The sequence below is a fragment of the uncultured Nocardioides sp. genome (assembly GCF_902805925.1).
Lineage (GTDB): Bacteria > Actinomycetota > Actinomycetes > Propionibacteriales > Nocardioidaceae > Nocardioides.
This window is the reverse complement of the sequence record NZ_CADCUP010000182.1, coordinates 1-19,545: the sequence shown is the minus strand read 5'-3', so window position 1 is coordinate 19,545 and position 19,545 is coordinate 1. Positions and strand designations below refer to the sequence as shown.

Sequence of the window (19,545 nt, the reverse complement as noted above, 5' to 3'; positions counted from 1 at the left end):
GCGAGGGACGCACCTCCCCGGTGCTCGAGTGCCTCGCGAGGGACGCACCCCCCGGTGGTCGAGTGCCTCGCGAGGGACGAGCGAGGTGTATCGAGACCGGCGGCGCTGCGGTCCTACGGCTCGACGGTGACCTTGATCGCCTCGCCCTTCTCGACGATCGAGAACGCGCTCAGCACGTCGTCGAGCGGGATGTGCCGGGTGATCAGGTCCTTGACCGGCACCTGGCCGCTGGAGATGTACTCGAGCGCGCGCTTGTTGTGCTCGGGCGCGGAGCCGTTGGCGCCGTGGATGTGCAGCTGGCGGTAGTGCACGACGTTGGAGTCGCAGGTGATCGTGGGGTTGGTCTTCGGCAGCCCGCCGAAGAACGAGATGCGCCCGTTGCGGGCGGCCATCGCGATCGCCTGCTCCTGGGTGACGTTGGCGGCGGTGGCGGTGATGACGACGTCGGCGCCCCGCCCACCGGTCAGCTCCATGACCCGCTCCACGACGTCGACCTGCGAGCCGTCGATGACCTCGTCGGGCTGGACCGCGTCGGCCGACATCGCGAGCCGCTCGGCGTTGACGTCGACGAGGTAGACCGGGCCCACCCGGTGCACCCCGCGGGCGATCCGGATGTGCATGCAGCCGATCGGTCCGGCGCCGAACACCACGACGGTGTCGCCCTCCTCGATGCCGAGCAGCTCCTGGGCGTTGATGGCGCAGGCGAACGGCTCGGCGGCCGACGCCTCGTCGTAGCCGACGTTGTCGGGGATCCTGTTCAGCCCGTCGACCTTGAGCACCTGGCGCGGCACGATCATGTACTCCGCGAAGCCGCCGTCGTACTGGTAGCCGACCGACGTCTGGTTCTGGCACACCGCCATCCAGCCCTTGCGGCACTCGTGGCACTCACCGCACGGGACCGCCGCGATCACCTGAGCGCGGTCGCCCACGGACCAGTCGCCGCCGTACGTAGCCTGCACCTCGGCGCCCACCTCGACGACCTCACCGGCGATCTCGTGGCCGATGGTGCGCGGGGGAGTGAGGTTCTGGTGGCCGTTGTGGAGGATCTTGACGTCGGTGCCGCAGGTGGAGCAGTTCCTGACCCTGAGCTTGATCTCGTCGGGCCCGCACTCCGGCTCGGGCACCTCCTCGAGGCGGACGTCCTCGGGGGCGTGGAAGCGCAGTGCCTTCATGGTGGTTCCTCTCGGCAGAAAACAAGCTCGGCAGGTCGTACGGGTACGTCGGTGCGCCCACGCTATCGGCAGAACCGGAAAGAAATCCACATGAATAGGCACAACTTTGTGCCCGAGTGCTTGGCAACGTGCCCGATTGTGCGGTTTACTTCCAGAGAGCTCTTGTGACCGGGGTCACGGAGCGCCTATCCCTTGGTCGGAGGAAGCCCATGTCCACTACCACCGACGCGTCCCGCGGCGGGATGCGCGTCCACGTGCAGAAGTTCGGCACGTTCCTGTCCAACATGATCATGCCCAACATCCCGGCACTGATCGCCTGGGGCCTCCTGACGGCCCTCTTCATCGACGTCGGCTGGCTGCCGAACGCCGACCTCGCCACGATGGTGGGCCCGACGATCCACTACCTGCTGCCCATCCTGATCGCCGGCACCGGCGGTCGCATGGTCCACGGCGACCGGGGTGCCGTGGTCGGCGCCTTCTCCGTCATGGGCGCCATCGCCGGCTCGGACCTGATCGTCGCCAACTTCAACGCGACGCTGCCGGCCGACGCCGCCCAGCTCGGCCAGGTGCACATGTTCATCGGGGCGATGATCCTCGGCCCGCTCTCGGCCTGGGTGATGAAGAGGCTCGACGCCCTGTGGGACGGCAAGGTCCGCCCGGGCTTCGAGATGCTCGTCAACATGTTCTCGGCCGGCATCACGGCCTTCGTCATGGCGCTGTTCGGCTTCTGGGTCGTCGCCCGTGTCGTCAACGAGGTCATGGACGTCGCCGGCAACATCGTCGAGACGCTCGTCGACAACAGCCTGCTGCCGCTCACCTCGCTCCTCATCGAGCCGGCCAAGGTGTTCTTCCTCAACAACGCCATCAACCACGGGGTCCTCACGCCCCTCGGCATCAGCGAGGCCGCCGAGAGCGGCAAGTCGGTGCTGTTCCTGCTCGAGGCCAACCCCGGCCCCGGCCTCGGCCTGCTGCTCGCGTTCTCGGTGTTCGGCAAGGGCATCGCCAAGGCCACGGCGCCGGGCGCCGCGGTCATCCACTTCCTCGGCGGCATCCACGAGATCTACTTCCCCTACGTGCTGATGAAGCCCAAGCTGATCCTCGCGATGATCGCCGGCGGCATGACCGGCGTCGCGATCAACGTCGCCTTCGACGTGGGCCTGCGCGCTCCGGCCGCCCCCGGATCCATCTTCGCGGTCTACGCCCAGACGGCCTCGGACTCCTACGTCGGTGTCACGCTCGCGGTGATCGGCTCGGCTGCGGTGACCTTCGCCGTGGCGTCGTTCCTCCTCAAGCTCGACAGGACCGGCGACGGCGACCTCGCGGCCGCCACCGCGCAGATGGAGGCCAACAAGGGCAAGAGGTCCTCGGTCTCCGGCGCCCTGGTCGGACCCGGTGCCACGGCGCCCGGCCAGCCGATCCACGAGATCGTCTTCGCCTGCGACGCCGGCATGGGGTCCTCCGCGATGGGTGCCTCGGTGCTGCGCCGCAAGGTCCACGCGGCCGGCTTCCCCGACGTCACGGTGGTCAACAAGGCGATCTCCAGCCTCGAGGACGACTGGGACGTCGTGGTGACCCACCGGGACCTCACCGACCGGGCGCGCCAGCGTGCCGGGTCCGCGGTCCACGTCTCGGTCGACAACTTCATGGCCAGCCCCCGCTACGACGAGATCGTCGAGATGGTGCGCGAGGCCAACGGGGGAGGCGCCGGAGGCGCCGCGGCAGCCACCCCGGTGGCGGCCGACGAGGGGGCCATGGGCGCCGGGAGCGTGCTCGTCGACGACGCCATCGTGCTCTCGGGCACGGCCCGCACCCGCGACGACGCCATCAGCGAGGTCGGCGGGCTGCTGGTCGCCTCGGGTGCCGTCGAGCCGTCGTACGTCGACGCCATGCACGAGCGCGAGCGCTCGGTGTCGACCCACATGGGCAACCTGCTGGCCATCCCGCACGGCACCAACGAGGCCAAGGGCGACATCCGGCGCACCGCCATCTCGTTCGTGCGCTACCCCGAGATGATCGACTGGAACGGCAAGCAGGCCGAGTTCGTGGTCGGCATCGCCGGTGCGGGCAAGGACCACCTGGCGCTGCTCTCCAAGCTGGCGACCGTGTTCGTCGACGACGAGCAGGTGGCCCGGCTGAGGCGGGCGCAGTCCGCCGAGGAGGTGCGCGGCATCCTCGAGGGGGTGCGTGCCTGAGCCGGGCCCGCCCCGCCATGCCCGGGAGCCGGTGGTGTCGCCAGCGACGCCACCGGCTCTCGCTCGTCCCACCCGACACGCCTACGTCCGCGGTCCGGACGCTCGACCTCCTCTGCGGGAACGGCGCGCCGGCGGTCGCCTCGCCCCGCCGCCCCCCGCCACCGCGCGTTTTGGGGGGCGGGCGCCGCCGTTGCTAGTCTCGCCTGGTTGCCCACCTCGGTGGGACATGCCGTACGAACGGCCGCGGATCCAGAGAGCCCCGGGCATCCTGCCCGGGCGCGCCGCGCAACGAGACCGGAAGGAGCCCCGCATGTCGATCGGTACCGACGCGGAGACCAAGAAGAAGATCATCGCCGAGCACGCCACGACCGAGGGCGACACCGGTTCGCCCGAGGTGCAGATCGCGCTGCTCAGCCACCGCATCAGCCACCTCACCGAGCACCTCAAGACCCACAAGCACGACCACCACAGCCGTCGCGGGCTCCTGCTCCTCGTGGGCCAGCGCCGTCGTCTGCTGAACTACCTGCAGAACACCGAGATCCAGCGCTACCGCTCGATCGTCGAGAAGCTCGGCCTGCGTCGCTGACGTGCGGAAGCGGTCGCCCTCCGGGGCGGCCGCTCCTGCTGCCTCACCCGCATCACCCCCGCCCGGCGGGGGCGGCCTTGACCAGTAGGGTCGAGGACGACAACTGAACACTCACCACTCCAGGAGCGACCCACCACGCCGCCCGGTCCTCGGTAGTGGCCCTCAGGACGACGCGTGCTGCGGGCCTCGATCGAAGACCGGCACATCCAGCAGGTCAACCTGCTCGCTCAGGCCATGCGCGTGGTTGCTCCGCGTACAGAAAGAGACCACCTTCGTGGAACCAGAAGTCTCCGCCGTCGAGACCGTGATCGACAACGGCAAGTTCGGCACCCGCACCGTCAAGTTCGAGACGGGCCTCCTGGCCCGGCAGGCCGCCGGCTCGGTGACCGCCTACCTCGACGACGACACCATGCTGCTCTCGGCCACCACGGCCGGCAAGCAGCCCAAGGACCACTTCGACTTCTTCCCCCTGACGATCGACGTCGAGGAGCGGATGTACGCCGTGGGCCAGATCCCCGGCTCGTTCTTCCGGTCCGAGGGCCGTCCGGGCGAGGACGCCATCCTCACCTGCCGCCTCATCGACCGCCCGCTGCGCCCGACGTTCAAGAAGGGCCTGCGCAACGAGGTCCAGGTCGTCATCACCGTGATGGCGCTCGACCCCGACCAGCCCTACGACGTGCTGGCGATCAACGCCGCGTCGCTCTCCACCCAGCTCTCCGGCCTGCCGTTCTCCGGCCCGATCGGCGGCGTCCGCGTCGCGCTGATCGACGACCAGTGGGTCGCCTTCCCGTCGCACTCCCAGCTCGAGGACGCCGTCTTCGACATGGTGGTCGCGGGCCGGGTCACCGAGTCCGGCGACGTCGCGATCATGATGGTCGAGGCCGAGGCCACCGAGACGACCTACGACAAGGTCGCCTCCGGCGCCCAGGCCCCGACCGAGCCCGTCGTGGCCAGCGGCCTCGACGCCGCCAAGCCGTTCATCAAGCAGCTCTGCGAGGCGCAGGTCGAGCTGGCCAACGTCGCCGCCAAGCCGGTCCAGGACTTCCCGGTCTTCCTCGACTACCAGGACGACGTCTACGCCGCTGTCGAGGCCGCGGTCAAGGACGACACCGCCGCCGCCATGACCATCGGCGACAAGCAGGAGCGCGAGGCCCGCGTCGACGCCATCAAGGCCGGCCTGCTCGACTCGCTCGCCGGTCGGTTCGAGGGCCGCGAGAAGGAGGTCGGCGCCGCGTTCCGCTCGCTCAACAAGGCGCTGGTCCGCGAGCGCGTGCTGCGCGACAAGATCCGCATCGACGGTCGCGGCCTCGCCGACATCCGACCGCTGCACGCGGAGGTCGGCCTGATCCCCCGCGTCCACGGCTCGGCGCTGTTCGAGCGCGGCGAGACCCAGATCCTGGGTGTCACCACGCTCAACATGCTCACCCTGGAGCAGAAGCTCGACACGCTCTCCCCGGAGAAGACGCGTCGCTACATGCACAAGTACGTCTTCCCGCCGTTCTCCACCGGCGAGACCGGTCGCGTCGGCTCCCCGAAGCGTCGCGAGGTCGGACACGGCGCCCTGGCGCGCCGTGCGCTGCTCCCGGTGCTGCCCGACCGCGAGACGTTCCCGTACGCCATCCGCCAGCTCTCGGAGGCCATGGGCTCCAACGGCTCCACCTCGATGGGCTCGGTCTGCGCCTCGACGATGTCGCTGCTGCAGGCCGGTGTGCCCCTCAAGGCGCCGGTGGCCGGCATCGCGATGGGCCTGATCTCCGGTGAGGTCGACGGCCAGACGCAGTACGTCGCGCTGACCGACATCCTCGGTGCCGAGGACGCCTTCGGCGACATGGACTTCAAGGTCGCAGGCACCCGGGAGTTCGTCACGGCCCTCCAGCTCGACACCAAGCTCGACGGCATCCCGGCGGAGGTGCTCGCCGCCGCGCTCAACCAGGCCCGCGACGCGCGCAACGCCATCCTCGACGTGATGACCGAAGCCATCGACGTGCCCGAGGAGATGTCGGTGCACGCGCCGCGCATCATCAGCGTGCGGGTGCCGGTCGACAAGATCGGCGAGGTCATCGGCCCCAAGGGCAAGGTCATCAACCAGATCCAGGACGACACGGGCGCGTCGCTGTCCATCGAGGACGACGGCACGGTCTACATCGGTGCGACCAACGGCGAGGCGGCCGAGGCCGCCCGCGCGATGGTCAACGCGATCGCCAACCCGACGATGCCCGAGGTCGGCGAGCGCTACCTCGGCACCGTGGTCAAGACGACGAACTTCGGTGCGTTCGTCTCGCTGATGCCCGGCAAGGACGGCCTGCTGCACATCAGCAAGCTGCGCGGACTCGCCGGCGGCAAGCGCGTCGACAACGTCGAGGACGTCGTCTCGGTCGGCCAGAAGATCCAGGTCGAGATCGGCGAGATCGACGACCGCGGCAAGCTCTCGCTCGTGCCGGTCGTCGAGGAGTCCTCCTCCGAGGCCTCCGAGGACGCCGAGTCCACCGTGGCGGCTGGCGCGGAGTGACCTCCCGTTCCAACCCCGGACCGACCGGCCAGCAGTCCTCTGCTGGCCGGTCGGCCCGTTCCCCGGGAGCGGGGTCCCGACCGGCCGGCTCCACCCGCACGCTGCAGACCGTCAAGGGCGCCGATGGCCAGGTGACCTCGCGCGTGCGCCGCACGGTCCTCCCCGGGGGGCTGCGCGTGATCACCGAGCAGATGGCCGGTGTGCGCTCGGCCAGCATCGGCGTGTGGGTCGGTGTGGGGTCGCGTGACGAGACCCCGACGCTGCACGGTACGTCCCACTTCCTCGAGCACCTGCTCTTCAAGGGCACCCGCGAGCGCAGCGCGCTCGACATCTCCGTCGCCCTGGACGAGGTGGGCGGGGAGTTCAACGCCTTCACGGCCAAGGAGTACACCTGCTTCCACGCGCGGGTGCTCGACGACGACCTGCCGCTCGCGGTCGACGTCCTCGGCGACATGATCACCAGCTCGCTGATCACCGCCGCCGACGTCGACGCCGAGCGCGAGGTGATCCTCGACGAGATCGCGATGCACGACGACGACCCCGACGACGTGGTGCACAACCTCTTCGCCGCGCAGGCGTGGGGCGACTCGCCGCTCGGCCGTCCGATCGCCGGCAGCGAGGAGTCGATCAAGGCGCTGACGCGCGACCAGGTCGTGCGCTTCCACCGGCGCCACTACCGCCCGGCCACCATGGTCGTCGCGGTCGCCGGCAACGTCGACCACGCGAGCGTCGTACGCCAGGTGCGCACGGCGTTCGGCCGCAACGGCTTCCTGGACCGCGACGAGTCACCGGTGCCGCCGCGCCGCGGTGGCCGCAGCCGCCGGGCCCGACCCGGCACCGCGACGGTGACCAAGCCGTTCGAGCAGGTGAACCTCGTGCTCGGCGTCGGCGGACCGTCGCGGCGCGACGACCGGCGCTTCGCCCTCGGCGTGCTGAACACCGCCCTCGGCGGCGGCACCTCGTCCCGGCTGTTCCAGGAGGTGCGCGAGGTCCGCGGCCTGGCGTACTCCATCTACTCCTTCGCCAGCCACCACGCCGACGCCGGTCTCGTCGGCGTCGCCGTCGGCTGCCTCCCCGACCGGGTCGACGACGTGCTCGCAGTCGTGCGTGCCGAGCTGGCCAGGGTGGCCGCCGAGGGGATCACGGCCGTGGAGCTCGAGCGCGGCATCGGGCAGCTGCGCGGCGGGCTGGTGCTCGGGCTCGAGGACTCCGGCGCCCGGATGTCGCGGCTCGGCAAGGCCGAGCTCATCCACGACGAACTGCTGAGCATCGACGAGGTGCTGGCCCGCGTCGAGGCCGTGACCCTGGAGGAGGTCCGCGAGCTGGCGGCCGAGCTGTTCACCCGGCCCGAGGTCCTCGCCGTCGTCGGACCGTGAGCCGGACGGCGGCCGCGGCCGCCCACCGGCGGGGCCGGGCGGCCTAGCGCCGGCCGACGATGCCGATGACCGGCGGGGCCTTCTGGTCCACGATCGAGATGCGGAAGCCCGCCTTGCCCAGCGCGGCCGACGCCCTCTCCACGATCCTGGGCACCAGCTCGGGCCGGTTGGCCTCGTAGAACAGGTAGACCGCGCCACCGGGCACCACGCGCTCGTGGAGCAGCGCGACCTCGTCGTCGCAGTCGCGCACCCAGAACAGGTTGACGTTGAAGGCGAACACCTTGTTGAGCCGCTTCACCGGCACGCGCAGCGTGGCCAGGTCGATCTGGCGCACGACGAGGCGACCGGCCTCGACGTGCTTGGCGTTGCGACGCCTGGTGCGGTCGACGCCGGACTCGGAGCGGTCGATGGCGAAGAGCCTGCCGGTCTCCAGGCGCGAGCAGATGACCTCGGCGCCGGCGCCGGGTCCGCACCCGATCTCGAGCACCTGGTCGTTGGGCTGGACGTCCATCACGTCCACCGCCCACCTGATCCGTGGCGGAATCGTCTGCACCGGCATGGCACCAGCCTGCCAGAGACGGCGCCCGGCCGTCTGCCACGGGTCTCGGACGCTAGGTTGACGTCGTGAGCGAGACGATCAGGGTCGGGGTGCTGGGCGCCCTGGGCAAGGTGGGGTCCGAGGTCTGCCGGGCGGTCGAGGCCGCCCCCGACACCGAGCTGGTGGCGCGCGTCGACGCCGGCGACCCCCTCGACGCCCTGGTCGCGGCCGGAGCGGAGGCCGTCGTCGACTTCACCCACCCCGACGTCGTGATGGACAACCTGCGCTTCTGCATCGACCACGGCCTGCACGCCGTGGTGGGCACCACGGGCTTCGACGAGCAGCGACTGGGGGAGCTGCGGGAGCACCTGGGCGACGCCCCGTCGGTGGGGGTCCTCATCGCCCCCAACTTCTCGATCGGGGCCATCTTGATGATGCGCTTCGCCGCGACGGCCGCGCCGTTCTTCGACTCGGTCGAGGTCATCGAGCTGCACCACCCCGACAAGGCCGACGCGCCGTCGGGCACCGCGCGACGCACGGCGCAGCTCGTCGCCGCCGCCCGGCGCGAGGCCGCCAGCGCCCCGATGCCCGACGCCACCAGCACCTCCCTCGACGGGGCGCGTGGCGCCGAGGTCGACGGCGTGCCCGTGCACGCCGTGCGCCTGCGTGGGCTCGTGGCCCACCAGGAGGTCCTGCTCGGCGGGCTGGGAGAGACCCTCACCATCCGCCACGACTCCCTCGACCGGGCGTCGTTCACCCCCGGCGTCCTGGCCGGGCTGCGCGGGATCGCCGCCCGCCCGGGCCTGACCGTCGGGCTGGAGCACCTGCTCGACCTCTGAGTTCCGGCCGCACGTGGCGTGGCCCTGCCGGCCGGGCGGCGTCGGGCTAGACCACGAGCCGCAGCAGGGCCGCGGTCAGGGCGGCGCCGAACACCACCACGAGGAAGGGCGCGCGCAGCAGCAGCGCCACGACCGCGAAGCCAAGGCCGGCCGCGCGCGCATCGAGCACGAGGGCCTGGCCCGCGGAGAGGACCTGCACCCCCACCAGCGCGGAGAGCAGGGCCACGGGCATCAGGTCGGCGATGCGCGCCACCACGGGCCTCTCGAGCACCCGGGAGGGCACGGAGAGCCCGGCCAGCTTGAGCAGGTAGCAGCCGGCGCAGCCCAGCAGGATCGCGGTCCACATCACCCACCACCCCCGGGCGAGGGCCGTCGGGACAGGAGCACGCCCGCCAGCAGGGCCACGCCCGCGGCGGCGAGGACCGGCACGCCCGCGGCCGTGACGGGCACCATGCCCAGTGCCACCGCGACGGCGAGCACCCCGACCACGCGGTTGCGGCGGTCCTGGAGGCGGGGCCACAGCAGCGCCAGGAAGGCTCCTCCCACCGCGGCGTCCAGCCCGTACCGGCGTGGGTCGCCCAGCGCGTTTCCCGCGACGGCCCCGGCCAGCGTCGCTGCGTTCCACAGGACGAGCACCGAGAGACCGGTGGCCACGAACCCCAGGCGCGCCTCCGAGCGGGTCTGCCGGTTGACCGACATCGCGGTCGACTCGTCGATGAGCAGGTGCGCGGCCGCGACGCGGCGTACGCCGTTGAGCTGGAGGAGCGGTGCCATCCGGAGTCCGTAGAGCGTGTTGCGCGTGCCCAGGAGCAGCGCGGTGACCGTCCCGGACAGCGGCGCACCGCCTGCCGCCACCACGCCGACCAGCGCGAACTGCGAGGCGCCGGTGAACATCAGCAGCGACAGGGCGCAAGTCTGGAGCACGCTGAGACCGGCGGCCACGGAGACGGCGCCGAAGGAGACGCCGTACGCGCCGGTGGCCAGCCCGACCGCGAGCGAGTCACGGACGATGGCACGGCGCGACTCGGCGGTGGGCGCGACCTGTTCCTCCGACACCGTCGCGACGCTAACAGCGCCGGTTGACGGCTCCGGGTCGCTTCTCAGCGGCGACGGTGCCGAAGGCGGTCGTCGTGCCCGTGCCACTGGTGGAGCAGCGCGAAGGACATCACCGCACCCACCGCCGCACCGCCCAGCAGGCCGGTGCCGACGAGGAAGGGGACGGAGGGGCTGGCACCCATCGACGCCCCGATGGCGGCGCAGAGCACGAGCATGGCAAGCACGACGACGACGCGGTGGAGCCTGGGCAAGGGGCCGAGCATGGTGTCCTCCCCGGGGACGCGGTCCGGCGGGTACCGGACCTCCATGGTCCTCGACTCGGCGCGGAAATCAACCCTCAGATCAGGGCAGTGTGCAGCCGGACCTGCTTGACCGTGGTCGCGCCGGTGCCGTCGAGGTCGAGCTCGCGGTGCGCCGTGTCGGGGGCCCAGCCGGCCTCGGTGAGGAAGCGGCGGGTGGCGTCGTCGCCGGTGACGACCCACGAGACCCCGCGGGTGAAGCGGTCGGCGACCAGGGTGTCCACGGCCGCCTGGAGGAGCCGGGAGCCGTGCCCCTTGCCCCGCTCGGAGGGCTCGACGGTCAGCTCGGAGAGCTCACCGTCGGCGACCGGGTCGCAGTCGGGGTCGGCGGCGGGCGAGGTCAGCACGAAGCCGGTCACCCGGTTGCGCTCGAGGGCCACCAGCACCCGGTTGCGCGCGTCGGCCGGGCGGGTCAGGGACTCCCGCCAGGCGGCGGCCACGGGCTCCACCTCCGTGGGCAGTGCCTCGGCGGGCACCAGGCCGGCGTACGTCTCGGGCCAGGTGCGCATCTGGACGGCGGCGATGGCGGCTGCGTCGTCGGCCCAGGCGACGCGCACCGACACGTCGGCGCCGGGGGACTGACCGGGTGCACTCATGACGCCCATCCTGCCCTGAGACGCCGCCGCATTACAGACCGGTGCCTGATCTTCGAGAATCTGTCACAAACTGCTACCGTCGTGGTGTGTACGGAAACGACTTCGGCGCCCCCTCCGACGATCCGGGCCGGGAGGCGACGACCCAGGTGCTCGACGTCTTCGACGAGCTGCTCGCCGGCGACGGCCGGGTGGAGCCCCGCGACGCCATGCCCGAGGCCTACCGCAAGACGCTGATCCGCCAGATCGCCCAGCACGCCCACTCCGAGATCATCGGCATGCAGCCGGAGGGCAACTGGATCAGCCGGGCCCCCAGCCTGCGGCGCAAGGCCATCTTGATGGCCAAGGTGCAGGACGAGGCCGGCCACGGCCTCTACCTCTACGCCGCGGCGGAGACCCTCGGGGTCGACCGCGCCGACCTGCTGGACCAGCTCCACTCGGGTCGGCAGAAGTACTCCTCGATCTTCAACTACCCGACCCTCAGCTGGGCCGACGTGGGTGCGATCGGCTGGCTGGTCGACGGCGCCGCCATCGTCAACCAGGTGCCGCTGTGCCGCTGCTCCTACGGTCCCTACGCCCGCGCCATGGTGCGGGTCTGCAAGGAGGAGTCCTTCCACCAGCGGCAGGGCTTCGAGATCCTCCACACGCTCTCGCACGGCACCCCGGCGCAGCGGGCGATGGCCCAGGACGCCGTCGACCGCTACTGGCTGCCGAGCCTGATGATGTTCGGCCCGCCCGACGACGACTCGCCCAACTCCGCGCAGTCGATGGCCTGGGGGATCAAGCGCTTCTCCAACGACGACCTGCGCCAGCGCTTCGTCGACATGACCGTGCCGCAGGCCGAGGCCCTCGGCCTCACGCTGCCCGACGACGGCATCGCGTGGAGCGAGCAGCGCGGCCACTACGACTACTCGCCGATCGACTTCACCGAGCTCTTCGAGGTCATCAAGGGCAACGGCCCCTGCAACGAGCAGCGGATGGCCCACCGCACCGGTGCCCACAGCGACGGTGCGTGGGTGCGCGAGGCGGCCACGGCGTACGCCGCGAAGGCCGCCGCGCGCGTGAGCGCGGCATGAGCGACTGGCCGCTCTGGGAGGTCTTCGTGCGCGCGCGCCGGGGCCTGTCCCACGTGCACGCCGGGTCGCTGCACGCCCCGGACGCCGAGATGGCGCTGCGCAACGCACGCGACCTCTACACCCGCCGGCAGGAGGGCGTGTCGGTGTGGGTGGTGCCGGCCGCGCAGATCACCGCCTCCAGCCCCGACGAGCGCGACGCCTTCTTCGACCCGGCCGCCGACAAGGTCTACCGCCACCCGACCTTCTACGACGTCCCCGAGGGCGTGCAGCACCTGTGAGCAGCCCACACCCGACGGCTCACGTCGACTACCTCCTCGCTGTGGCCGACGACGCGCTGGTCAACGCCCAGCGCCTGGGCTGGTGGATCAGCCGCGCCCCGCAGCTGGAGGAGGACGTCGCGCTCGCCAACATCGGCCTCGACCAGCTCGGCCAGGCCCGCGCGCTCCTCGCCCACGCCGGCCAGGTCGAGGGCGCCGGCCGCTCCGAGGACGACCTGGCCTACCTCCGCGACGAGCGGGACTTCCGCAACGTCCACCTCGTCGAGCGCGAGCAGACCGACTTCGGCGTCGCGATGGCGCGGCTGCTCATGGTCGCCGCCTGGCAGTCCCACCTGTACGCCGCCCTGCGCGGCAGCACCGACGCCACCCTCGCCGCGGTCGCGGCCAAGGCCGTCAAGGAGGTCGCCTACCACCTCGACCACGCCGGCCGCTGGGTCGTGCGCCTCGGCGACGGCACCGAGGAGTCCCACCTGCGCATGCAGGCCGCCCTCGATGCCGAGTGGCCCCATCTCGAGGAGCTCTTCGACGGCTCCTTCCTCGACCCGGCCCTGGTGGCCGACGGCGTGGCCGTCGACCCGGCGACGCTGCGCGAGCCGGTGCTGTCCACGATCCTGGCCGTGGTCGAGGAGGCCACGCTCGCCGCGCCCCGGGTGCGCCCCGCCGTCGGCGGCGGGCGCACGGGCCGCCACACCGAGCAGATGGGCTACCTCCTCGCCGAGATGCAGCACCTCACCCGCTCCCACCCGGGGGCGACGTGGTGACCCGCACCCGCAGCCGCGCCTGGACCGTCGCGGCGGCCGTGCCGGACCCCGAGATCCCCGTGGTCACCATCGAGGACCTCGGCATCCTGCGCGACGTGACCGAGGACGACGTGGGGCGGGTGCACGTGCAGATCACCCCGACGTACTCCGGCTGCCCGGCGATGGAGGCCATCCGCAACGACCTCGTCGAGCAGCTCAGCGACGAGGGCTACCGCCAGGTCGAGGTCGAGTTCGTCCTCGCGCCCGCCTGGACCACCGACTGGATGACCGACGAGGGCCGCGCCAAGCTCGAGGAGTACGGCGTGGCGCCGCCCGCCGCCCGCGCCGCCGGGGTCACCCCCCTGACCCTCTCGGTGCGCTGCCCGCAGTGCGGCTCGCCCGACACGCGCGAGTCCAGCCGCTTCGGCTCGACCGCCTGCAAGTCACTGTGGATCTGCAACGCCTGCCGCGAGCCGTTCGACCACTTCAAGGCCATCTGATGACCACCAGCACGGTGCGCCAGCAGGCGACCTTCCACCCGCTCGCCGTGCGCGGCGTCGAGCCCCTCACCGACGACGCCGTGGCGATCACCTTCGACGTGCCCGCCGAGCTGCGCGACGAGTACGCCTTCTCCGCCGGCCAGCACCTGACCATCCGCGGCGACGACGGCGTGCGCCGCAGCTACTCCATCTGCACCTCGCCGTCGTCCGGCGTGCTCCGGATCGGCGTGAAGCGGCTGCCCGGCGGTGCCTTCAGCGACCAGGTGGTCGGCGCGCTGGCGCCGGGTGACCGGCTCCAGGTGATGACGCCCTCGGGCCGCTTCACCGTCACCCCCGACCCGACGGTGCGCAAGCGCTACGTCGCCATCGCCGCCGGCTCCGGCATCACCCCGATGCTCTCCATCCTGGCCGCCCTGCTCGAGGGCGAGCCGGACTGCTTCGTCACGCTCGTCTACGCCAACCGCACCGCGCGCTCGGTGATGTTCCTCGACGAGGTGCACGACCTCAAGGACCTCCATCCCGCCCGGTTCCAGGTGCTGCACGTGCTGAGCCGCGAGCGCACCGACGTCGACCTGCTGTCCGGCCGGCTCGACGGTGAGCGGCTCCGCGCGATCCTCGCCGCGTTCGTGCCGGTGGCCGCGGTCGACGACTGGTTCCTCTGCGGACCCCAGCAGCTGGTCGAGGAGCTCCGCGCGACCCTGCGCACGGTGGGCGTGCAGCGCGTCCACTCCGAGCTCTTCCACGCCGACACCGCCCCTCGTGCGCCGGTCACGGTGCTCACCGGCACCGACGACGGTGCCGCCGCGGTCACGGTCCGCCTCGACGGACGCGCCACCGACCTCGCGCTGCACCCGGACGGACCCAGCGTCCTGGAGGCGGCGACGGCGGTCCGCAGCGACGTGCCGTTCGCCTGCAAGGGCGGCGTCTGCGGCACCTGCCGGGCGCGCGTGCTCGAGGGGAGCGTGGCCATGGACGCCAACTACGCGCTCGAGCCGGAGGAGCTGGAACGGGGCTACGTGCTCACCTGCCAGGCCCACCCCACCTCCGAGCGGGTCGTGCTCGACTACGACTCCTGACCGGGCTGCAGCAGCACCGTGCCCGCCGTGGCGAGGAGCAGCCCGGCGGCGATCGCGCCGCCCCAGCCGGCGCGCACGCCGTCGCCGAGCCAGGCCAGCCCTGCCAGCGCCGGCACGAAGGTCTGCGCGGTGATCATCGGCGCGCTCGCGGTGGAGACCAGTGACCGGTCGAGCGCCAGGGAGTAGAGCCAGAACGCCAGCACGCCGTACGCCGGCACGGTCAGCGCGGAGGCGACGACAGCGGGGGAGAGCGGCAGGTCGACGCCTCGCACCGCCAGCGCCGAGCCGGCGTAGCCGAGGCCCGCGAGCCAGCCCAGCGTGAGGGCGCCGGCACCGCGCGCCAGCAGGCCGGCCACCAGCAGCACGAGGAGTGCCGCGACGAGCCCGACGGCGAAGCCGGTGCCCTCGACCGCCTCGCCGGCGGGACCGGCGCCGACCGCGAGCAGCACGAGCCCACCGGTGACGGCCCCGACGCCCAGCCAGCCCCGCCCCGACAGCATCTCGGAGAGGCGCGCGGAGGCCACCGCCGTCACGGGCAGCGACAGCGCGATGCTGGCCTGGGCGAGGTAGAGGGGGAGCAGCCAGATCGCGACCGCGTGCAGCAGGAACCCCAGGAGGTACGCCGCCACCACCGCCAGCATCCAGGGGTTGCGCACGGCCCAGAGGACGAAGCCGGTGAGCCCCTGGCTGCCACCTGCGTCGCGGCGTACGGCGTGGGCCTGGGCCACGGCCGCCAGGCCGAAGAGGACCGCCGCGGCCACGCCGGCCACCAGGCCGCCCGTCATGGCCCCCGTCATCGGGTGGTCGTGGGGGCGGTCATCAGCGATAGTGCTCGGGGAGCTCCTGGCCGATCCTGACCTGGGCGCGCGGCAGGCGCATGAACTTCATCTGCAGCGACCGCATCACGGCGTAGTACGTGGTGCCCTTGAGCGGGGCGTCGGGGAAGCGTCGGGCCAGCTCCCGGCGCAGCCGCAGCCGCAGGAAGATCACGTCGATGACCACGAGCACGAGCGTGCCCAGCAGGATCATGTTGCCGACGTTGGCGAGGTAGATGCTGCCGGAGTAGCCGAGCACCAGCGTCACGATCATCATCGGGATCATCAGCTCGACCAGCGAGAAGCGAGCGTCGACGTAGTCGCGGATGAACCGGCGCTCCGGCCCCTTGTCGCGGGTGGGCAGGTAGCGATCGTCGCCGGTCTTCATGGCCGCACGGATCTTCTGGCTGTTCTCGGCCCGGGCGGCGCGCTGGGCGGCGGCCTGCTCCTTGCGGGTGCGCGGGGTCTTCGCCCGGGCGCGGGCGGCGGCCTCGGCCTCCTTGCGGCTCGGCGTGGGACGGCCCTTGCCGCCCGGTCGGACGACGGTCGCCGGCTCGGGGGCGGGGGCTGCGGGCTTGGAACGACGGAACAACGCGGGCCTCACGGTGGGTCTGGTCGGAGCGGCCAGCCTACCGCCCGGCCCTGCTACCTCCCGCTTGCCTTTGGTCCTAGGGTGAGACCACGACCACAGTGCCCGGCCCAGTCGATTGGACAGCTGATCGGACGGCACCACGAACCAGGAGGGGTCGCCACCTCATGAGCCTCATGAAGCGCATCAGCCTGATCTTCCGGTCCAAGGCCAACACAGCCCTGGACAAGGCGGAGGATCCCCGACAGACGCTCGACTACAGCTACCAGCGCCAGCTCGACCTGCTCTCCAAGGTGCGCCGGGGCGTCGCGGACGTGGCCACGAGCCGCAAGCGGGTGGAGCTCCAGGTCAACCAGCTCGAGGCCCAGAGCGCCAAGCTGTCGGGCCAGGCGGAGAAGGCCATCGGCATGGGCCGCGAGGACCTCGCCCGCGAGGCGCTGACCCGCAAGTCGGGGCTCACCAACCAGATCACCGACCTCAAGGCCCAGCACGCCCAGCTCCAGGGCGAGGAGGAGAAGCTCACCCTCGCGCAGCAGCGGCTGCAGGCGAAGGTCGAGTCGTTCCGCACCCGCAAGGAGACCATCAAGGCCACCTACACCGCCGCGGAGGCGCAGACGCGCATCGGCGAGGCGATGTCGGGGATCGGCGAGGAGATGGGCGACGTCGGCATGGCCATCCAGCGGGCCGAGGACAAGACCGCGCAGATGCAGGCGCGGGCCGGGGCCATCGACGAGCTGATCGCCTCGGGTGCCCTCGACGACGCCTCGCAGGTCGGCGCCGGGGACGACATCGCGCGCGAGCTGGACTCGATGAGCTCGCAGAGCGACGTGGAGTCCGAGCTGGCCCGCCTCAAGGCCGCGTCCGCCCCGCAGGCCATCGAGGCCGGCGACGGCGACATCCTCAGCGAGGAGCCGCAGCGGGTGCAGCGCCAGGCCAACGACGGGAGCCAGGGATGATCGTCCGGATCCTGGGCGAGGGGCAGTTCGACGTCTCCGACGGCGCCATCGACCGGCTCAACCAGCTCGACGCCGCGGTGGAGTCGAGCGTCGAGTCGGGTGACGAGGAGGCCTTCGCGGGCGCCCTCGCCGCCCTGCTCGAGGGGGTGCGCACCGTCGGGGTGGCCCACGCAGTGGACAGCCTCGACGAGTCCGACCTCATCCTGCCGCCGTCCGATGCCACCATCGACGAGGTGCGGCAGCTGCTCTCCGACGACGGACTGATCCCCGGCTGACGATGGCGCACTCCCGGTTCATCAAGGACACCGGCCTGACGGCCCGGATGGGCGCCGTGATGTTCGGCCTCGGCGCGCTCCTGGTGGGGCTGGTCGTCACCTTGATGTTCGTCTTCCCCCCGCAGTACGCCCCGCTCATCGCAGTGATCGGCCTCGGCGTGGCCTTCTACCAGTGGTGGAGCTCCGACAAGGTCGCGATGCGCGCGATGCGGGCCCGCGAGGTGAGCCCCGAGGAGGCGCCCGAGCTGCACGCGATGATCGACCGGCTGTGCGCCCTGGCCGACATGCCCAAGCCGCGCGTCGGCGTGGCCGACATGGACCTGCCCAACGCGTTCGCCACCGGCCGCTCGCCGGACCGGGCCGTCGTCTGCGTGACGACCGGCATCTTGGGCCGGCTCACGGCCGAGGAGCTCGAGGGGGTGCTGGCCCACGAGCTCTCCCACGTCGCGCACCGCGACGTCCTGGTCATGACCGTGGCGTCCTCGGCGGGGATCGTGGCCGGGATGGTGACCCGTGGGGCCCAGTTCGGCGCCCTCTCGCGAGGACGCAACAACAACGCCGGTGCGGCCTTGGTGGTGGCACTGGTCGTCAGCCTGGTCGTCTACGCGATCAGCTTCCTCCTGCTGCGCCTGCTGTCGCGCTACCGCGAGATGTCGGCCGACCGGGCGGGCGCCTACCTCACGATGAACCCGGCCGCGCTGGCCTCGGCGCTGCAGAAGATCACCGGGGAGATCGCCACCATCCCGCAGCGCGACCTGCGGGCCAACAACGCCGCGAACGCGTTCTTCATCGCACCGGCCGTCAGTGGCGTGAGCTGGAGCACCGCCACCGCCACCCACCCGTCCCTCGAGCAGCGGCTCGAGCAGCTCGCCCGGATCCAGGCCGAGCTCGGCCGCCCGATCGGCTGAGGCGCATGGGACTGTGGACCTCCCTGCTCGGGCGCAGCAGGCCGAAGGCACCCGACCTCGACGCGCTCTTCCTCGTGCCGAGCGCGGCCATCACCCTGCAGACCGCGGCCGGGTTCCTGCCGACCGGCACCGGCGCCGTCTGCTACCGCGCGGCCAGCGGGGCCGCGTTCGCCCAGGCCCAGGCCGAGATCGTCGCCCTCATCGACGACGACCCGCAGGCGCCGTCGGTGGCCACCACGACCGACCCCTACGGCTTCACCTGGCTCCAGGTGACCGGGTCGCCCGACGACGTGGCCGGGCTGTGCACCGACCTCCACGCCGTCAACTCGACCGTGGAGGCGCAGGGGTTCGGCGGTGGCCTGCTGTGCACCCTGGTCCCGTTCCGCGACGCCCAGGGCCGCACCTTCGGGCTGGTCTATCTCTACAAGCAGGGCACGTTCTACCCCTTCGCGCCCGTGCCGGGCCTCCCCGGGGGCGGGCACCAGCGCGACAACCTGCTCGAGCTCACCGTGCGAGACGGGCTCCAGGCCGAGCTGCCTTTCGAGAAGGACCTGCAGCGGTGGCTCGCCCTGTGGGATGCTCCGGGGCTGTGAGCACCGGTCAACAGCGCAACGCTGCCGTGGAGGAGTACCACCTCCTCCAGCAGCCGCAGCGTCCTGAGCTCGTCGCGCTGGCCGAGCTGGCCGCGCGTCTGTGCGCCGCACCCACGGCTGCCGCCGTCGTGCTTGCGGAGGCCGGGCCGCAGACCGTCGCGTCGTACGGCCTGGGCGCGGAGCTGGAGGCCGTGGCCCTCGCGCTGGGCGGCTCCTGGGTGCTCGACGAGAGCCCGCTGGTGGTCCCCGACGCCGCCGCCGACGAACGGTTCGCGTCCGGCTGCGTCGGCGGTGGGCTCGGCGCCGTCCGCTTCGTCGCCGTCACTCCGCTGACCACCCCCGAAGGCGTCCGGTTCGGCATCCTCGCGGTGCTCGACGAGCAGCCGCACGAGGTGGACCGCCAGGGTCGGGACCTGGCCCTGCTGGCCGACCGGCTGGTGGGGGTCTTCGAGCTCGAGCTGGCCTCGCGTCGCCTCTTCGAGGTCTCGGAGTCGCTCGCGGTCGCGCAGGACGGGCTCGCCGACTTCGCCGGGACCGTCAGCCACGACCTGAAGAACCCGCTCGCAGCCGTCGCGATGT

The 19,545-nt window shown here is 72.0% G+C and carries 23 protein-coding genes; 15 read left to right on the top strand and 8 right to left on the bottom strand.

Translation table 11 applies throughout. The features are described 5' to 3' along the window. Positions 1-113 precede the first annotated feature (113 nt). Complete coding sequence (locus QZX64_RS13375) at positions 114-1,172, bottom strand: zinc-dependent dehydrogenase (RefSeq protein WP_295660740.1); 1,059 nt, start codon at positions 1,170-1,172, stop codon at positions 114-116. Positions 1,173-1,381: 209 nt separating this feature from the next. On the opposite strand from QZX64_RS13375, the gene QZX64_RS13370 reads away from it, so the two are divergent. The 4 genes from QZX64_RS13370 to QZX64_RS13355 all read left to right on the top strand — a co-directional run bounded on the left by QZX64_RS13370 (position 1,382) and on the right by QZX64_RS13355 (position 7,835). Further along, positions 1,382-3,364: a PTS mannitol transporter subunit IICBA gene (locus QZX64_RS13370; protein ID WP_295660738.1), complete on the top strand. Its 1,983-nt coding sequence runs from the start codon at positions 1,382-1,384 to the stop codon at positions 3,362-3,364. 310 nt (positions 3,365-3,674) lie between these two features. Next, a complete protein-coding gene (gene rpsO, locus QZX64_RS13365; protein ID WP_295660736.1) occupies positions 3,675-3,950 on the top strand; it encodes a 30S ribosomal protein S15 in 276 nt (91 codons plus the stop codon). Between the two features lie 274 nt (positions 3,951-4,224). After that, entirely contained in the window at positions 4,225-6,459 is a 2,235-nt protein-coding gene (locus QZX64_RS13360) for a polyribonucleotide nucleotidyltransferase (protein ID WP_295660734.1), read from the top strand. Between the two features lie 131 nt (positions 6,460-6,590). Continuing rightward, positions 6,591-7,835 carry a pitrilysin family protein gene (locus QZX64_RS13355; RefSeq protein WP_295660732.1) on the top strand — a complete coding sequence of 415 codons (1,245 nt, stop codon included), beginning with the start codon at positions 6,591-6,593 and terminating at the stop codon, positions 7,833-7,835. A gap of 43 nt (positions 7,836-7,878) precedes the next feature. Here QZX64_RS13355 and QZX64_RS13350 read toward each other — a convergent pair whose 3' ends face one another. Next, positions 7,879-8,394 (bottom strand): trans-aconitate 2-methyltransferase, encoded by a 516-nt coding sequence (locus QZX64_RS13350; protein ID WP_295660730.1) that lies wholly within the window; start codon positions 8,392-8,394, stop codon positions 7,879-7,881. A gap of 65 nt (positions 8,395-8,459) precedes the next feature. On the opposite strand from QZX64_RS13350, the gene dapB reads away from it, so the two are divergent. After that, positions 8,460-9,212, top strand: coding sequence for a 4-hydroxy-tetrahydrodipicolinate reductase (gene dapB / locus QZX64_RS13345; protein ID WP_295660728.1), 753 nt, complete (start codon positions 8,460-8,462; stop codon positions 9,210-9,212). Between the two features lie 46 nt (positions 9,213-9,258). Here the strand turns inward: dapB and QZX64_RS13340 are convergent, their stop codons facing one another. From QZX64_RS13340 to QZX64_RS13325, 4 genes are all read right to left on the bottom strand, one after another. Then, complete coding sequence (locus QZX64_RS13340) at positions 9,259-9,558, bottom strand: AzlD domain-containing protein (protein WP_295660726.1); 300 nt, start codon at positions 9,556-9,558, stop codon at positions 9,259-9,261. Next, on the bottom strand, positions 9,558-10,268 hold the full coding sequence (locus QZX64_RS13335; protein ID WP_295660724.1) for an AzlC family ABC transporter permease: 711 nt from the start codon (positions 10,266-10,268) through the stop codon (positions 9,558-9,560). Before QZX64_RS13335 ends, QZX64_RS13340 begins: the two co-directional genes overlap by 1 nt. Before the next feature lie 44 nt (positions 10,269-10,312). Further along, complete coding sequence (locus QZX64_RS13330; RefSeq protein ID WP_295660722.1) at positions 10,313-10,519, bottom strand: hypothetical protein; 207 nt, start codon at positions 10,517-10,519, stop codon at positions 10,313-10,315. An 86-nt stretch (positions 10,520-10,605) separates the two neighbouring features. Continuing rightward, the gene (locus tag QZX64_RS13325; protein ID WP_295660719.1) at positions 10,606-11,163 is read right to left on the bottom strand and encodes a GNAT family N-acetyltransferase; all 558 of its coding nucleotides are present in this window, start codon (positions 11,161-11,163) and stop codon (positions 10,606-10,608) included. A gap of 86 nt (positions 11,164-11,249) precedes the next feature. On the opposite strand from QZX64_RS13325, the gene paaA reads away from it, so the two are divergent. The 5 genes from paaA to paaE are packed head-to-tail and all read left to right on the top strand — an operon-like array spanning position 11,250 to position 14,830. Next, positions 11,250-12,236, top strand: a complete 987-nt coding sequence (gene paaA / locus QZX64_RS13320) for a 1,2-phenylacetyl-CoA epoxidase subunit PaaA (protein ID WP_295660717.1) — start codon at positions 11,250-11,252, stop codon at positions 12,234-12,236. Then, complete coding sequence (paaB, locus tag QZX64_RS13315) at positions 12,233-12,514, top strand: 1,2-phenylacetyl-CoA epoxidase subunit PaaB (protein ID WP_295660715.1); 282 nt, start codon at positions 12,233-12,235, stop codon at positions 12,512-12,514. Before paaA ends, paaB begins: the two co-directional genes overlap by 4 nt. Next, positions 12,511-13,275 carry a 1,2-phenylacetyl-CoA epoxidase subunit PaaC gene (gene paaC, locus QZX64_RS13310; RefSeq protein ID WP_295660713.1) on the top strand — a complete coding sequence of 255 codons (765 nt, stop codon included), beginning with the start codon at positions 12,511-12,513 and terminating at the stop codon, positions 13,273-13,275. The genes paaB and paaC overlap by 4 nt, the downstream gene beginning before the upstream one ends. Next, a complete protein-coding gene (gene paaD, locus QZX64_RS13305) occupies positions 13,272-13,754 on the top strand; it encodes a 1,2-phenylacetyl-CoA epoxidase subunit PaaD (RefSeq protein WP_295660711.1) in 483 nt (160 codons plus the stop codon). The genes paaC and paaD overlap by 4 nt, the downstream gene beginning before the upstream one ends. Further along, on the top strand, positions 13,754-14,830 hold the full coding sequence (gene paaE / locus QZX64_RS13300) for a 1,2-phenylacetyl-CoA epoxidase subunit PaaE (RefSeq protein ID WP_295660709.1): 1,077 nt from the start codon (positions 13,754-13,756) through the stop codon (positions 14,828-14,830). The genes paaD and paaE overlap by 1 nt, the downstream gene beginning before the upstream one ends. Here the strand turns inward: paaE and QZX64_RS13295 are convergent. After that, positions 14,818-15,615: a hypothetical protein gene (locus QZX64_RS13295; protein WP_295660707.1), complete on the bottom strand. Its 798-nt coding sequence runs from the start codon at positions 15,613-15,615 to the stop codon at positions 14,818-14,820. The two genes, paaE and QZX64_RS13295, sit on opposite strands and share 13 nt — an antisense overlap. Positions 15,616-15,649: 34 nt before the next feature. Then, on the bottom strand, positions 15,650-16,249 hold the full coding sequence (locus tag QZX64_RS13290) for a DUF3043 domain-containing protein (protein WP_295660705.1): 600 nt from the start codon (positions 16,247-16,249) through the stop codon (positions 15,650-15,652). A gap of 152 nt (positions 16,250-16,401) precedes the next feature. Here QZX64_RS13290 and QZX64_RS13285 point away from each other — a divergent pair, with 152 nt between their 5' ends. The 5 genes from QZX64_RS13285 to QZX64_RS13265 all read left to right on the top strand — a co-directional run. Next, a complete protein-coding gene (locus QZX64_RS13285) occupies positions 16,402-17,190 on the top strand; it encodes a PspA/IM30 family protein (protein ID WP_295660703.1) in 789 nt (262 codons plus the stop codon). Then, the gene (locus QZX64_RS13280; protein WP_295660701.1) at positions 17,187-17,465 is read left to right on the top strand and encodes a PspA-associated protein PspAA; all 279 of its coding nucleotides are present in this window, start codon (positions 17,187-17,189) and stop codon (positions 17,463-17,465) included. The genes QZX64_RS13285 and QZX64_RS13280 overlap by 4 nt, the downstream gene beginning before the upstream one ends. Before the next feature lie 2 nt (positions 17,466-17,467). Next, a complete protein-coding gene (gene htpX, locus QZX64_RS13275) occupies positions 17,468-18,373 on the top strand; it encodes a zinc metalloprotease HtpX (protein ID WP_295660699.1) in 906 nt (301 codons plus the stop codon). Positions 18,374-18,378: 5 nt separating this feature from the next. After that, complete coding sequence (locus QZX64_RS13270) at positions 18,379-18,966, top strand: PspA-associated protein PspAB (protein ID WP_295660698.1); 588 nt, start codon at positions 18,379-18,381, stop codon at positions 18,964-18,966. Beyond that, a partial coding sequence (locus QZX64_RS13265) for a hypothetical protein (protein ID WP_295660696.1) occupies positions 18,963-19,545 on the top strand: 583 nt, incomplete at its 3' end. The genes QZX64_RS13270 and QZX64_RS13265, both read left to right, overlap by 4 nt.